General features: G+C 64.2%; 12 protein-coding genes. 9 read left to right on the forward strand and 3 right to left on the reverse strand.

The window, feature by feature from the left end; all coding sequences use genetic code 11:
- Window positions 1-115 precede the first annotated feature (115 nt).
- Complete coding sequence (gene xth, locus AB7F41_RS04170) at window positions 116-901, forward strand: exodeoxyribonuclease III (RefSeq protein WP_428381538.1); 786 nt, start codon at window positions 116-118, stop codon at window positions 899-901.
- Here the strand turns inward: xth and AB7F41_RS04175 are convergent.
- Entirely contained in the window at window positions 880-1668 is a 789-nt protein-coding gene (locus AB7F41_RS04175) for a sulfite exporter TauE/SafE family protein (protein WP_428381435.1), read from the reverse strand. The genes xth and AB7F41_RS04175 overlap by 22 nt on opposite strands.
- Window positions 1669-1807: 139 nt before the next feature.
- Here AB7F41_RS04175 and AB7F41_RS04180 point away from each other — a divergent pair, with 139 nt between their 5' ends.
- Entirely contained in the window at window positions 1808-2695 is an 888-nt protein-coding gene (locus tag AB7F41_RS04180; RefSeq protein ID WP_428381437.1) for an MBL fold metallo-hydrolase, read from the forward strand.
- A 10-nt stretch (window positions 2696-2705) separates the two neighbouring features.
- Here AB7F41_RS04180 and AB7F41_RS04185 read toward each other — a convergent pair whose 3' ends face one another.
- Window positions 2706-3500: a tetratricopeptide repeat protein gene (locus AB7F41_RS04185; protein ID WP_428381540.1), complete on the reverse strand. Its 795-nt coding sequence runs from the start codon at window positions 3498-3500 to the stop codon at window positions 2706-2708.
- A 486-nt stretch (window positions 3501-3986) separates the two neighbouring features.
- On the opposite strand from AB7F41_RS04185, the gene AB7F41_RS04190 reads away from it, so the two are divergent.
- The 4 genes from AB7F41_RS04190 (at window position 3987) to AB7F41_RS04205 (ending at window position 7577) form a co-directional block, all read left to right on the forward strand.
- Window positions 3987-4364 (forward strand): c-type cytochrome, encoded by a 378-nt coding sequence (locus AB7F41_RS04190; protein ID WP_428381439.1) that lies wholly within the window; start codon window positions 3987-3989, stop codon window positions 4362-4364.
- Window positions 4365-4426: 62 nt separating this feature from the next.
- Window positions 4427-5059 carry a 7-carboxy-7-deazaguanine synthase gene (queE, locus tag AB7F41_RS04195; RefSeq protein WP_428381440.1) on the forward strand — a complete coding sequence of 211 codons (633 nt, stop codon included), beginning with the start codon at window positions 4427-4429 and terminating at the stop codon, window positions 5057-5059.
- A gap of 3 nt (window positions 5060-5062) precedes the next feature.
- Window positions 5063-5437: a 6-pyruvoyl trahydropterin synthase family protein gene (locus AB7F41_RS04200; protein WP_428381442.1), complete on the forward strand. Its 375-nt coding sequence runs from the start codon at window positions 5063-5065 to the stop codon at window positions 5435-5437.
- A gap of 178 nt (window positions 5438-5615) precedes the next feature.
- Window positions 5616-7577 (forward strand): acyl CoA:acetate/3-ketoacid CoA transferase, encoded by a 1962-nt coding sequence (locus AB7F41_RS04205; protein WP_428381444.1) that lies wholly within the window; start codon window positions 5616-5618, stop codon window positions 7575-7577.
- 55 nt (window positions 7578-7632) lie between these two features.
- Here AB7F41_RS04205 and AB7F41_RS04210 read toward each other — a convergent pair whose 3' ends face one another.
- The gene (locus tag AB7F41_RS04210) at window positions 7633-8157 is read right to left on the reverse strand and encodes a hypothetical protein (protein ID WP_428381446.1); all 525 of its coding nucleotides are present in this window, start codon (window positions 8155-8157) and stop codon (window positions 7633-7635) included.
- Between the two features lie 865 nt (window positions 8158-9022).
- On the opposite strand from AB7F41_RS04210, the gene AB7F41_RS04215 reads away from it, so the two are divergent.
- From AB7F41_RS04215 to metH, 3 genes are read left to right on the forward strand one after another with little or no spacing between them, the layout of a single operon-like run.
- Window positions 9023-10033, forward strand: a complete 1011-nt coding sequence (locus AB7F41_RS04215; protein ID WP_428381448.1) for an ArsR/SmtB family transcription factor — start codon at window positions 9023-9025, stop codon at window positions 10031-10033.
- Window positions 10033-10932: a methylenetetrahydrofolate reductase [NAD(P)H] gene (gene metF, locus AB7F41_RS04220; RefSeq protein WP_428381450.1), complete on the forward strand. Its 900-nt coding sequence runs from the start codon at window positions 10033-10035 to the stop codon at window positions 10930-10932. The genes AB7F41_RS04215 and metF overlap by 1 nt, the downstream gene beginning before the upstream one ends.
- Complete coding sequence (metH, locus tag AB7F41_RS04225; RefSeq protein WP_428381452.1) at window positions 10929-14651, forward strand: methionine synthase; 3723 nt, start codon at window positions 10929-10931, stop codon at window positions 14649-14651. The genes metF and metH overlap by 4 nt, the downstream gene beginning before the upstream one ends.
- Window positions 14652-14742: the final 91 nt, after the last annotated feature.

Here is a 14742-nt window from a genome sequence, read left to right on the forward strand (position 1 = left end):
GCGAAAAAGTGGACGCCGGTTTTTCGCGCGAAGCGCGCTCTAAATTTATGTGAACGATCACGTCATCTGGATTTGGGCGAATTCGCCAAAATCCAGCGTGATCTGGGAGCCGACCGTGCGCATCGCGACCTGGAACGTCAATTCCGTAAGGCAGCGTCTGGCGCCGCTTCTCGCCTTTCTGCGCGACGCCGCGCCCGACGCGCTCTGCCTGCAGGAGACGAAATGCGAGGATCACGCGTTTCCTCGGCTCGAAATCGAAGACGCCGGCTATAACGTCGCCATCCATGGGCAGAAGGGCTTCAACGGCGTCGCGATCCTGTCGAAGTCGCCGTTGCAGGACGTCACGCTCGGTCTGCCGGGCTTCGACGGCGAGGCGCAGTCGCGCTACATCGAAGCGGTTCTCGCCGATGGCGCCGGCGGCGTGATGCGCGTCGCGTCAATCTATGCGCCGAACGGCAATCCGCCGCAGACCCAGAAATATTCCTACAAGCTCGCCTTCATGGAGGCGCTGACGCGCCACGCCGATGCGCTGCTGCGTCTCGAGGAGCCGACGGTTCTCGCCGGCGACTACAATGTCATTCCGGAGCCGCGCGACGTCTATGAGGCGTCGGCGTGGCTTGGCGACGCGCTGTTCTTGCCGCAGACGCGCGCCGCTTATCAGCGGCTGCTCAATCTTGGCTACGCCGATGCGCTGCGCGCGACCTCGGATGACGGCGGGCTCTACACCTTCTGGGATTATCAGGCCGGCGCCTGGCAGAAGAACAAGGGCCTTCGCATCGATCACCTTCTGCTCTCGCCGCGCGCCTCCGATCGGCTGACGCGGGTGGAGATCGTCAAGTCGATGCGGGCCGGCGACAAGCCTTCCGATCACGTCGCGATCTACGCCGATTTCACGGCGTGAGTGAACAGCCCCAGCGCGCCGCCGCTGCGCCAGAGCACATAGAGCGCCACCGCGAAGACGACCGTCGCAAAGACCGCGCTCAGCGCGCCGCGCATTTTCGACAGGCGTCGCGCCGCCGCTGCGCCGATCAGACCGCCGAACGCGCCGCCGATCACCAGCGTCCCGGCAAGATCCCAGTCGACGAGATCTGAATAGGCGTAGTTCGCGGCCGTCGTCACCGCAAATGCGGTGACGGCGACGAGCGACGAGCCGATGGCGTTCAGGATCGGCATGTCGGACGCGAACATCAGGCCCGGCACGACCAGGAAGCCGCCGCCGATCCCGAAGAAGCCGGAGAGCGCGCCCGCCGTCAGTCCGGCGCCGGCGAGTCGCGGAAAATTCTCGCGGTTGAGCCTGACCGCCGGGTAGCCAAGCGAACCCCGCTGGCGAAGCATGAGATAGGACACGACGATCATCAGCAGCGCGAAGAGCGCGAGCAGCTTGTCGCCATTGATGATCTTGCCCAGAGTCGACCCGCCGAAGGCGCCGGCGATTCCAAAGAGAGCGAAGACGGAGGCGCAGCGCCATTTGATCGTGCCCGCGCGCGCATGATTGGCGAGGCTCATCAGCGCGTTGACCGCGACGGCCGCCGCGCTCGAGCCGATCGCGACATGCGGACTGGGAACGCCCACGAAATAGACGAGAAGCGGCACGGCCAGCACCGAGCCGCCGCCGCCGACCAGACCGAGCGTAAAGCCGACGAGTGCGCCCGCGATCAGGCCGAGCACGACGTCGAGGGGAAGATCGAACAGCGGGCGCTCCTACGCTTGGTAATATTAGCACTTGCTTATTTAGATATAGCGCATATATCTGACGGCGCAAGCACGAAAACGAAGTGCTTGAGCGCTGCAAATGAAGGAGAGACCGATGCCGCAAGCGCCGTCAGTGAGGGCCTTCTTCGACGAGCCCACCAATACGATCACCTATATTGTCAGCGATCCGGCCACCAAGCGCGCGGCGATCGTCGATCCGGTGCTCGACTACGACCCGGCCAGCGGCGTCGCAGATTCGCATTCGATCGACGCCATCCTCGCCGAGGCGGCGCGCGAAGGTCTGACGATCGAGTGGGCGCTTGAGACTCATGCGCACGCCGACCATCTGTCCGCGGCCCAGCTCGTCAAGGCGGCGACAGGGGCGAAGATCGGCATCGGCGAACATATCGACAAAGTCCAGAAGCTGTTCAAGCCGGTGTTCGGCGCCGACGACGTCAAGGCTGACGGCGGCTGCTTCGACCATCTCTTCAAGGACGGCGAGCGGTTCAAGATCGGCGAGATCGAAGCCGAAACCATCTACACGCCCGGCCACACGCCGGCCGACGTCGCATACAGGATCGGCGATGCGGTCTTTGTCGGCGACACGCTGTTCATGCCCGACTACGGGACGGCGCGCGCGGATTTCCCGGGCGGCGACGCGCATGCGCTGTACCGATCGATCCGCCGCATTCTGGAGCTGCCGCCGCAGACGCGGCTCTTCATGTGTCACGACTACAAGGCGCCGGGACGGGACGCCTACGCATGGGAGACGACGGTCGCCGAGGAGCGCGCCAAAAACGTGCAGATCAGGGACGGCGTCAGCGAGGAAGAATTCGTCGCCGGGCGACAGAAGCGGGACAAGGAGCTCGCCGCGCCGCGGCTGCTGCTGCCCTCGATTCAGGTCAATATCCGCGCCGGCAAGTTCCCGCCGCCGCGCGACGGCGGCGGACGCTTCCTGAGCATTCCGGTGAAGTTCAAGGGCGCCGCGGCGCGCGCCGGCTGAGGCGCGAACGTCAGTTGCGTTCGCGCAGATAGCCCTCGAGCATGCCGACCGCCGCTCTCCGGTCGGCCTCGCTCGCGGCGTTCAGCGCGTCGGCGTGCAGATCGACGATCCATTGATCGCGCGCCGCGCCGCCTGCGGCGTCCCGCGCCAGCGTCAGATACATCAGACCGCGCGCGCGTTCCGGCTCGCCGCTGGCCTCGCCGGTGAACATGAGGCGCCCGAGCACCGCCTGGGCCTGCGGATGGCCCTTGCGCGCGGCAAGATCCAGCCAGTTGACCGCCTGCCGCATGCTCTTCCGCACGCCGGCGCCTTCCAGATACATGCGCGCCAGATTGTATTGCGCGTCGGCGTTTCCGAAATAGGTCGCGGCGTAACGGAACAAATCGAAGGCGTGATCGAGATCGGGTTTGATCTTGGCGCTGGGAACCCCGTCGCGAAGATAAAGTCCGACCGCGACGAAGGCGCTCGCCGCCATCGACCGCTCGCGCGGATCCGGCTCGTCGTCAGCGTAGTGATCGACGATGCGCGCGAAATATTCGTAGGCCTTGGCGTCGTCGCGAGCGACGCCGTCGCCTTCGGCGTACATCCGGCCGAGCTTCCATTGCGCGAGCGGCTCTCCGCCCTCGGCGGCGTAGCGCAGCGCAGCGACGGAGGTCGCCGCGTCGCCGGCATGATAGCTTTCGAGTCCGGCGCGCAACGCGGCGCGCGGATCCTTGAAAATCGGCAGCGGCTGCGCATTGGCCTTGGCGGTTGCGCGCGGCGCGTCAAGAGCGGGCGCCGGCGCGACAAAGCCGGTTGCGAGCATGGCCACGCCCGCCGCGAAAAAGCAGCTCGGCGCCGCCCCGCGCGCGCTCTGCCGGAACATTGAAATCAGACGCTTATGAATACTTGGGACCATAATATTCCGACTTTCCTCAACCTAGAAGACGCCCGACGTCTCGAGGCCATACGCCAGCCGTCACTGACGATCAGCGAGAGGGAAAGAAGGAACCAGCGGCCGAAAGCAGGTGCTCTCGGCGCATGTCTCCGCATCTCGAATGAGCTTGTGACACGATCACCTTAGCGCAGGCTTTGTGTCTGAAAAGGGGCTGGCGCAGCGACAATCGTACGCAAAATGCTAATCTAAGGAACTGTTGCAATCGGATCACACAGCTGTTGCAAAAATGCCGCAACCGCCAAGCGGCCGCGCGTCGTCCTGACGCAAGTTTCCGTAAGCGGGGCCGATACCCAGCGGGCTGCGGCTGTGCTTTCATGGACGCCGAATCGCCGGCTCGCGCATAAGGAAAATCACATGCAGCTTGGACGCCTCACGTTCGCATTGTCTCTCTTGGGCGCGAGCGTCGCCTTCGCAAACTTCGCCCTGGCCGCCGGCGACCCGCAACGCGGCGTGATCATCGCCAAACGCTGGTGCGCGTCGTGCCATGTCGTGACGTCGGAACAGACCAGCGCCTCGGCTGACGCGCCGTCCTTCTTCGATGTCGCCCGGCGCCGGACCGACAAGAAGAGGCTTGGCAATTTCCTGATGGATCCGCATCCGCCGATGCCGGACATGCATCTCTCGCGCAAGGAGATCGAGGACATCGTCTCCTATATCCGCAGCCTCGATCCGCGGCCGCAGCCCCCTGCGGAGCCTGACGGCAAGGACAAGGAGCTGCCCAAGAACGGGTAGGCTTCGCCGCCGGCCAGCCCGGTCTCGCTTTACGCCGCACAGCGTCCGCGCTAGAGCGAGCAATGGCCTATATCGTCAAGGAAGCCTTCAAAACCCTGCAGGGCGAAGGCGTTAATGCGGGCCGCGCCGCCGTCTTCTGCCGCTTCGCCGGGTGCAATCTCTGGAGCGGGCGCGAGGAAGATCGCGCCGCCGCGCAGTGCCAGTTCTGCGACACGGATTTCATCGGCTTCGAAGGCGAGGGCGGCGGCAAGTTCGTCGACGCGACGGCGCTGGCCGAACATCTTGCGCGGCTCTGGGGGGCAGGCCGCGAGCGCCGTTTCGCGGTGCTGACCGGCGGCGAGCCGATGCTGCAAATCGATCACGCCTTCGTCGCGGCGCTTTGCGCGGAAGGCTTCGAGATCGCCGTCGAGACGAATGGCACGCTGCCCGTGATCTCGGGGATCGACTGGATCTGCGTGTCGCCCAAGGCCGGCGCACCGCTGGCGCAGACCAGCGGCTCGGAACTGAAGCTCGTCTTTCCCCAGCCGGGGGTCGACCCCGCCGCCTATGAGGGCCTCGACTTCGGGCATTTTCTGCTGCAGCCCATGGACGGGCCGGATGTTTCGCGCAATACGGAGGCCGCGGTCAGCTACTGCCTGGCGCATCCGCGCTGGCGTCTGTCCCTGCAAACCCACAAGGCGATCGGGGTGAAGTAAGAAGTGTCGACTTTTGAGGTCTTTCGCGAATTCTATTTCGAAGCGGCGCACGCGCTTTACGACCCCGAGGCTCCGGAGGGCGGCAAATACCGCAATCTGCACGGGCATTCCTTTCGCGTGCGCGTCACCCTGCGCGGCGCGCGCACCCTTGAAGAACAATGGGTGATGGACCTCGGCAAGCTTGGCCGGAGGCTGGCGGAGCTTCGCGAGCGCCTCGACCATTCCTTTCTCAACGATCTGGAAGGCTTGGGAAAGCCGACGCTCGAAAATCTCTGCGCCTATATCTGGCGCGACCTCGCGCCAACGCTGCCGGGCCTGGCCGAAGTCGGAATCTTTCGCGACAGCTGCTTCGAGGGCTGCGTCTACCGCGGCGACTGACCGCGATTTTCCCGCGCTGCAGCGGGTTTGCGGCGGTCTGCGGCGCATCGCCGCTATTGCGCAAGGGCGGCGCGGTCACTACGGTTGAGCGCTCATTTTGTAAGAAAACGCCCACCGACGCGGCGACGCCAACGGTCCGCATCCAAAAAAGAGTGGGGAGCGAGGGAAAACTGAGGATATGGCGAACAACAAAGTCATTACCGCCGACGAGGCGATTGCGCTCATTCGCGACAATGACGTCGTAACCACCACGGGCTTCGTCCAGAGCTGCATTCCCGAAGCGCTGCACGCCGCTTTGGAAAAGCGCTTCGTCGAAACGCAGCATCCGCGCGACCTCACGCTCATCATGACCGCCGGCGCCGGCGACTCCAAAGGCCTCGGCACAGGGCGCTTCCATCACGAGGGATTGCTGCGTCGGGTCATCGCCGCCAATTTCGGGCGCATGCCGAAAGTCGCTCAGGCGGCGCAAGAGAATAAGATCTGCGGCTACAATCTCCCGCAGGGCGTCATCTCGCAGCTCTACCGCGCCTGCGCCGCCGGCCAACCGGGGCTCTTCTCCAAGGTCGGGCTCTACACCTATGTCGATCCGCGTTTCGGCGGCGGCAAGGTGAATGAGCGCACCAAGGAGGACATGGTCAAATACCATAACATCATGGGCGAGGAGTGGCTCTTCTATATCGCCACCAAGATCGACGTCGCGTTCATCCGCGGCACGTCCGCAGACCCTTCAGGCAATATCTCGATGGAGCGCGAAGCGCTCGTGCTCGACAATCTCGCTCAGGCCATGGCCGCCCATAACAACGGCGGTCTCGTCATCGCGCAGGTCGAGCGCATCGTCGAACAGGGCTCGATCAAACCCAAGGACGTGCATGTGCCGGGCATTCTCGTCTCGGCCGTCGTCGTCGCCGATCCGCCGGAAATGCACCGCATGAATTACGGCGTGATCCACAATCCGGCGCTTGCGGGCGAGGTCCGCGTGCCGGTCGAGAAGTTCGCCAAGATGCCGCTCGACGAACGCAAGGTCATCGCGCGCCGCGCCAGCTTCGAACTGCCGCCGAACGGCGTCGTCAATCTCGGCGTCGGCGCGCCGGAAGGCATCGCCGCCGTCGCCAACGAAGAAAAGATGACGCCCTACATCACGCTGACGACGGAAGCCGGCGCGATCGGCGGCGTGCTCGCCTCCGGTTCGAGCTTCGGCGCAGCGACCAACGCCGACGCGATCATCCAGCAGAACCAGCAGTTCGATTTCTATGACGGCGGCGGTCTCGACATGACCTGTCTCGGCATGGCGGAGTGCGATCTGCAGGGCAATGTCAACACGTCGAAATTCGGCGGTCGCCTCAACGGGTGCGGCGGCTTCATCAACATCAGCCAGAATGCGCGGCTCGTCGTTTACGCCGGCACGTTCACCAATGGCGGACTGCGCGTCGAGATCGCGGACGGAAAGGTGAATATTCTGCAGGAAGGCAGGAACAAGAAGTTCCTCAACGCCGTCGAGCAGATCACCTTCTCGGGCAAATTCGCCCAGAAGCGCAAGCAGCCGGTCTATTACGTCACCGAGCGCTGCGTGTTCAAACTCGTCGACAAGGGCCTGGAACTGATCGAGGTCGCGCCCGGGATCGATATCGACAGGGACATTCTCGCGCATATGGACTTCAAGCCGATCGTCGAACATCCCGAGTTGATGGATAAGCGCATCTTCATCGACGAGCCGATGGGTCTGCTCGCCGACCTGATCAATCTCAACATGTTGGATCGCGTCACATATGACGCCGACCGCAATATTCTGTTCGTCAATCTCGAAGGCTGGCACGCGCGCACGAAGAAGGACATCGACGATCTGCGCAAGACGCTGATCGAGGCGTCCGAAAAGGTCGGCAAGCGCGTCAACTCCGTCGTCAATCACGACGGCTGGAAGATCAATGAGGCGCTGTATGACGATTACGCCGAGATGATCGACTATATGAGCCAGCATTATTATCTGACGACGACCCGCTATGCGACCAGCGCCTTCGCGCGCTTGAAGATGAAGGAGGCGCTCTCCAAGCGCGGTCTGCAGCCGCATGTGTTCGAGCGGCGTGAGGCGGCGGAGACCTTCCTCGAGGTCGTCAGCAAGGAAGAAGAGAAGACGCCGGCCTAAAGCCGGCGCCAAGACGCAACAATCATGAGGCCGGCGTTCGCGCCGGCTCGTGGATCTAGGGGCGGCGCGTCGGATCGTCGGCGATCCGGGTCTCATCGATGGCGCGGCGCAATCCTCGGACCGCGCGACAGGCCTTCCAGGTAAAGAGCGGCGGCAGGGTAAAGAGCGCAACAAACAAAGCGCCGACGCCAAATCCCGCCGCGTCAATGTTCGGAACGATCAGCAGCGCGAGCGCCAGGCCGATTGTAACGGCGAAGCCTGTCAACATTGTCCAGAATGTCCGAGCGATCGAGGTTGCGTGCCATTTGAGGGGCGCGCCTGCAAGTTCGTCGCGCTTAACATAGGCGATGATCCCGCCGAGGATTTCGGCGACAGCGATGGCGATGACGGGGCTGAAGATCACATCGTCGGACGGCGGGTTTTCGGAGGCGCGCCACCAGTCCAGGCTCATGCCGAGGAGCCAAACGCCGACCGACAGAAGCGACAGGAAGAAAACAATGGGGCCGAGAAGCATCAGTCCCCAGAGAATAACCGTCCAGGTCTTCGCGCGGGCTCCGCGTTCTCGCAACTCGTCGCTCATGATTTTTTCCGGCATGTCTGATCGAATTCGTGTCCAATTCGACGCATCGACGGCGCAGTGTAGGCGGCGCCGTCGCCCGTGCTTATGCGTCTCAGCACAGGCCGATCGAGGCCCATGCGCCTGACGACGCCTTCGCGCATGAAGGAGGCGCTCCAAGCGCGGTCTGCCGCCGCATGTGTTCGAGCGGCGCGAAACGACGGAGACTTTCTTCGAGGTCGTCAGCAAGGAACGAAGAGAAGACGGTGAGGCGGCGGCGCGTCTCGCGCGTCGGCGGCTGCGTTCCAGCGCGCGGATTGGCGCAGGGCCGAACGATCGGCGCGGCGCGCGCCAGTCTCGGCAATGCTCGCCAAGACCCGCCGAACCCTCGGCGGTTTGGCGATCGGCAAAAAACAGGCCCCGTGGCGCGGAAGCTCACGGGGCCATTTGCCCCTCAATCGGGAGCAAGCCTGGAATGTCCAGTCTGGGATCGGGCGCCCGACGCTTGGCCTTTGCGTTCGGCCGCCCGCAAGGATGTCGAATTGTTTCTGGAGGATGGACGCGCCAAGCAGCTGTCTTGGACGCCCTTTGACCGGAACGAAACGCCGGTCAAATGATATGACCCGGTGGCGTCATGCTCCTCTCGCAACATTATTGCCCGGTTCGGCCCGCAACAGGGGATCTGCAGGCCTATCCTATCGCCTCGCGTCGAGGTCCCGCCCGAGCGAGCCTACCGATCATGCTGTCCGATCGACAGGTGCGATATGAAGGTAGGATGAACCCGGTTTTGGATCCGGTCAAGCGATTCCCGCATTCAAAAACACGACAACTCGGGTTGCGCACAGAGCATTTGACGTATATAGATATCTTTATATCTATAGGAGACCTCATGAAGGCCGTGGCCAAATTGTCCCTCGAACCCACGCTCGCGGCGCTCAACGCCGCCGGAGAGGAGACGCGGTTGCGGCTCCTGGCGCTGCTCGCCCAGTCGGAGCTGACGGTGAGCGAGGTCGTGGCGATTCTTGGACAGTCCCAGCCGCGCGTTTCCAGGCATCTCAAGCTCCTCGTCGAAGCGGGCCTCGTCGAGCGCCGCCGCGAAGGGGCTTGGGCGTTCTTCCGCCTGTCGCCCGCGGGTCCCGCTGGCGCGCTGGCGCGCGCCATCGTCGGCTGGCTTGAGGCCGACGACGCGCTGCTTGCCGGCGACCGCGCCAGGCTCGCGCAGGTCCGCCAGGCGCGCGCCGAGAACGCCGCCCGCTATTTCGCCGCGCACGCCGAAGAATGGGACCGCATCCGCGCGCTGCACGTTCCCGAGGAGCGCGTCGAAGAGGCGATGCGGGAGGCCGTCGGCGACCGGCCGGTGCGCAATCTGCTCGATCTCGGCGCCGGCGCCGGCCGGATGCTGGAATTGTTCGCGCCCCAGGCGGAGCGCGCGGTCGGCGTCGATCTGTCCTCCGCCATGCTCGGCGTCGCGCGCGGCCGTCTCGAAGAGACCGGCTTCAACAATGTGCAGCTGCGCCAGGGCGACATTTACGCGCTGCCGATCGAGCGCGATTCCGTCGACCTCGCGATCATGCATCAGGTGCTGCACTTCCTCGATGATCCGGGACGCGCGCTCCGGGAGGCGGCGCGGGTGCTCGCGCCCGGCGGGCGGCTGCTTGTCGTCGACTTCGCGCCGCATCACGAAGAGACGCTGCGCGACACGCATGCGCATCGCCGCCTCGGTTTCTCCGACGCCGAAATCACCGGGCTGCTGACGCAGGCGGGGCTCGAAGTCGTCAAGCATCGCGAACTCGCGCCGGACGCGAGTGAAGGCGCCAAACTGACCGTCTCCTTATGGCTGGCGCGCGATCCGCGCATCATCGCCGATCCCATTCCCGCAGCATCTTATGAGACAGCCTGATGTTTAACGCCCTTCATCCCACAGCCTCGCAAAATCATTTTGCGATCTCCTATGAATTCTTCCCGCCCAAGACGCCGGAGATGGAGACCCAGCTCTGGCGGACGATCAATCGGCTGGCGGCGCTCAGGCCGCATTTCGTCTCCGTCACCTATGGCGCGGGCGGCACCACGCGCGAGCGCACCCATTCGATCGTCGCGCGCATCGTGCGCGAGACCGACATGAAGCCCGCCGCGCATCTGACCTGCGTCTCCTCGCCGCGCGAGGAGATCGACGCCATTCTGCGCGAATATTGGGAGGCCGGGGTCCGCCATATCGTCGCTCTGCGCGGCGACCCGCCGACGGGAGTCGGCACGAGATTCGAGCCGCATCCCAAAGGCTATGCGACGTCGACCGACCTCGTCAGCGGCATCCGCCGGAGCGGCGACTTCGAGATTTCGGTCTCGACCTATCCCGAAGGCCATCCCGAGAGCGCGTCGATCGAACAGGACCTCGACGCGCTGCAGGCGAAGGTCGACGCCGGCGCGACGCGCGCGATCACGCAGTTCTTCTTCGACAACGACGTTTACTTCAGGTTTCTCGACAAGGCGCGCGGACGGGGAATGACGATTCCGATCGTGCCTGGCATCATGCCGATCCGCAATTTCAAGCAGGTCGCGGGCTTTGCGCACAAGGCCGGGGCGAGCGTGCCGCGCTGGCTGGCCGAGCGCTTCGACGGGCTGGACGACGACCCCGAAACCCGCGCGCTCATCGCCGCGACGACCGCCGTCGAACAGGTGATGAGCCTGGCGCGCGCCGGCGTCAACGAATTCCACTTCTACACCAACAATCGCGCCGATCTCGTATTCGCCATTTGCCATCTCCTCGGCGTTCGTCCCTTGCGTGAAAAGGCGCTTGCATGACCTTTGAGACATCTCACGGCCCGAATATTCTAAAGGCTCTCGATGAGGCGGCTTCGCGCCGCATTCTCATTCTCGACGGCGCCATGGGCACCATGATCCAACGCCACAAGTTCGAGGAAGCGGATTTCCGCGGCGCCCGGTTCAAGGACCACGCCAAAGACCTGCGCGGCAACAACGACCTGCTGACGCTGACGCAGCCCGAAGCGATCAAGGCGATCCATGTCGCCTATCTCGAAGCCGGCGCCGACATCATCGAAACCAACACATTTTCGTCGACGACGATTGCGCAGGCCGACTATGGGCTTGAGCATCTCGCCTTCGAACTCAATTGCGAAGGCGCACGGCTGGCGCGCGCGGCGGCCGACGAAGTCGCGGCGAAGACCGGCGTGCGCCGCTTCGTCGCCGGCTCGCTCGGCCCGACCAATCGCACGGCGTCGATCTCGCCCGACGTGTCGAATCCGGGCTTCCGCGCCGTCACCTTCGACGATCTGCGCGCCGCCTATAAGGAAGCGGCGCTGGGCCTGATCGAAGGCGGCGCCGACGTCCTGCTGGTCGAAACGGTATTCGATACGCTGAACGCCAAGGCGGCGCTCTACGCGCTTGAAGACGCTTGCGACGAGGTCGGCACGCGTTTTCCGATCATGATCTCGGGGACGATCACCGATCTTTCCGGCCGGACGCTCTCCGGCCAGACGGCGATCGCCTTCTGGAATTCGCTCGCCCACGCCAAGCCGTTCTCCATCGGCTTCAACTGCGCGCTTGGCGCGCGCGAGATGCGCCAGCACATCGCCGACATCGGCCGCGTCGCCGATACGCGGGTCTGCGCCTTTCCCAACGCCGGCCTGCCGAATGAATTCGGCCTCTATGACGAAAGCCCGGAATATATGGCGGAGCTCGTCGGCGAATTCGCGACGGCCGGCCTCGTCAATGTCGTCGGCGGCTGCTGCGGCACGACTCCGGATCATATCGCGGCGATCGCCAGGGCCGTGACCGGCGTCGCGCCCCGCGAGGTTCCGGCGATCGAGCCGATGCTGCGGCTGTCCGGCCTCGAGCCTTTCACGCTGACCAAGGACATTCCCTTCGTCAATGTCGGCGAGCGCACCAATGTCACCGGTTCGGCGAAGTTCCGCAAGCTGATCACCAATGGCGACTACGCCGCGGCGCTCGACGTCGCGCGCGATCAGGTAGCGAACGGCGCTCAGGTCATCGACGTCAACATGGACGAAGGCCTGCTCGACTCCGAGCGCGCGATGGTCGAATTCCTGAACCTGCTGGCCGCCGAACCGGACATCGCGCGCGTGCCGGTGATGGTCGACTCCTCGAAATTCGAAGTGATCGAAGCCGGCCTCAAATGCCTGCAGGGCAAGGGCGTCGTCAATTCGATCTCTCTAAAAGAAGGCGAGGAGAAATTCATCGCCGACGCGCGCAAGGTGCGCCGCTACGGCGCCGCCGTCGTCGTCATGGCCTTCGACGAAACGGGTCAGGCCGATACGCGCGCGCGAAAGACCGAGATCTGCGCGCGCGCTTATAAAATTCTGACCGAAAGCGTCGGCTTCCCGCCGCAGGACATCATCTTCGATCCCAATATTTTCGCGGTCGCGACCGGCATCGAAGAGCACGAGAATTACGGCGTCGACTTCATCGAGGCGACGCGGACCATCAAGCGCGACCTGCCGCATGTGCATGTGTCGGGCGGCGTATCGAACCTGTCCTTTTCATTCCGCGGCAATGAGCCGGTGCGCGAGGCGATGCATTCTGTGTTCCTCTATCACGCCATTCAGGCGGGGATGGACATGGGCATCGTCAACGCCGGCCAGCTGGCGGTCTACGCCGAGATCGACCCGGAGCTTCGCGAATTGTGCGAAGACGTTGTGCTGAACCGCCGCAAGGACGCGACCGAGCGGCTCGTCGAACTCGCGGAAAAGTTCAAGGGCGCCGGCGCCAGAACGCAGGAGAAGGACGCCGCCTGGCGCGAGCAGAACGTCGGCAAGCGTCTCGAATATGCGCTGGTCAACGGCGTCACGGATTACATCGAGGCCGACGTCGAGGAAGCGCGGCAATCCGCGACGCGGCCGCTCGACGTCATCGAAGGCCCGCTGATGGCCGGCATGAATGTCGTCGGCGATCTCTTCGGCTCCGGCAAAATGTTCCTGCCGCAGGTCGTCAAATCGGCGCGGGTGATGAAACAGGCGGTCGCCTATCTCATGCCCTTCATGGAGAAGGAGAAGGACGCGCGGTCTTCGGCCGGCAAGATTCTGCTCGCGACCGTCAAGGGCGACGTGCACGACATCGGCAAGAACATCGTCGGCGTGGTGCTGGGCTGCAATAATTTCGAGATCATCGACCTTGGCGTCATGACGCCGGCGGCAAAGATTCTCGAGACGGCGAAGAAGGAAAAGGTCGATCTCATCGGCCTTTCCGGCCTCATCACACCCTCGCTGGACGAGATGTGCTTCGTCGCTTCAGAGTTGGAGCGCGAAGGCTTCGATACGCCGCTCCTCATCGGCGGCGCGACGACGAGCCGCGTGCATACCGCTGTGAAGATCAGCCCGAACTATCATCGCGGCCAGGCCGTCTATGTCACGGACGCCAGCCGCGCCGTCGGCGTCGCCCAGGCGCTCGCTTCGGAAAAATCGCGCGGCGACTATATCGCGCAGACGCGCGCCGAATATGAACGCGTCGCCGAGGCGCATGCGCGCGCGCAGGCCGACAAGCTGCGCGTGCCGCTCGCCCAGGCGCGCGCCAATGGATTCAGGATCGACTGGGCGGGCTACGAGCCAATTCGACCGTCCTTCGCCGGCGCGCGCGCCTTCGCGAGCTATGACGTCGGGGAGCTCGTTCCCTATATCGACTGGACGCCCTTCTTCCAGGCCTGGGAATTCCGGGGACGCTATCCGGCGCTGCTCGACGATCCCGAGCGCGGCGAGGCGGCGCGCACGCTCTACGACGACGCCCGCGCCATGCTGAAGCGGATTGTCGAGGAGCGCTGGTTCACGCCGAAGGCCGTTATCGGCTTCTGGCCGGCGAACGCCGTTGGCGACGACATCGTGCTCTACAACGGCGAGTCGCGCAGCGAAAAGATCGCGACGCTGCATACGCTGCGTCAGCAATTGCCGAAGCGCGACGGAAAGGCCAATCTGGCGCTTGCCGATTTCATCGCGCCCAAGGAGAGCGGCAAGGCCGATTACATCGGCGCCTTTGTCGTGACCGCCGGCGCGGAAGAAGAGAAGATCGCCGCACGCTACGCCCGCGCCAACGACGACTATGGCTCGATCATGGTCAAGGCGCTCGCCGACCGCGTCGCCGAGGCCTTCGCCGAGCGCATGCATGAGCGCGTGCGCAAGGAGTTCTGGGGCTATGCGCATGAAGAGAATTTCACGCCGGAAACGCTGATCGGCGAGCCCTACGCCGGCATTCGCCCGGCGCCAGGTTATCCGGCGCAGCCCGATCACACCGAGAAGGCGACGATCTTCGATCTGCTCAACGCCGAAAAGCGCACCGGCGTGAAGCTCACCGAAAGTTTCGCGATGACGCCGGCCGCGTCCGTCAGCGGGCTCTATCTCGCGCATCCGAGCGCGCATTATTTCGGCGTCGCCAAGATCGAACGCGATCAGATCGAAGATTATGCGCGTCGCAAGGGCATCGACGCGCGCGACGCGGAACGCTGGCTTGCGCCCATTCTCAACTACGAACCCGTGCGCGCGGAAGCGGCGGAGTGATTGATCTGTCATTCCCGGCGGACCGAAGGTCCGACCGGGAATCCAGAGCCAATTCAAGAATTCTGGTCTTGCTTTGGATTTCCGATCGCGC

It is taken from the genome of Methylocystis sp., from assembly GCF_050251305.1.
Classification (GTDB): domain Bacteria; phylum Pseudomonadota; class Alphaproteobacteria; order Rhizobiales; family Beijerinckiaceae; genus Methylocystis.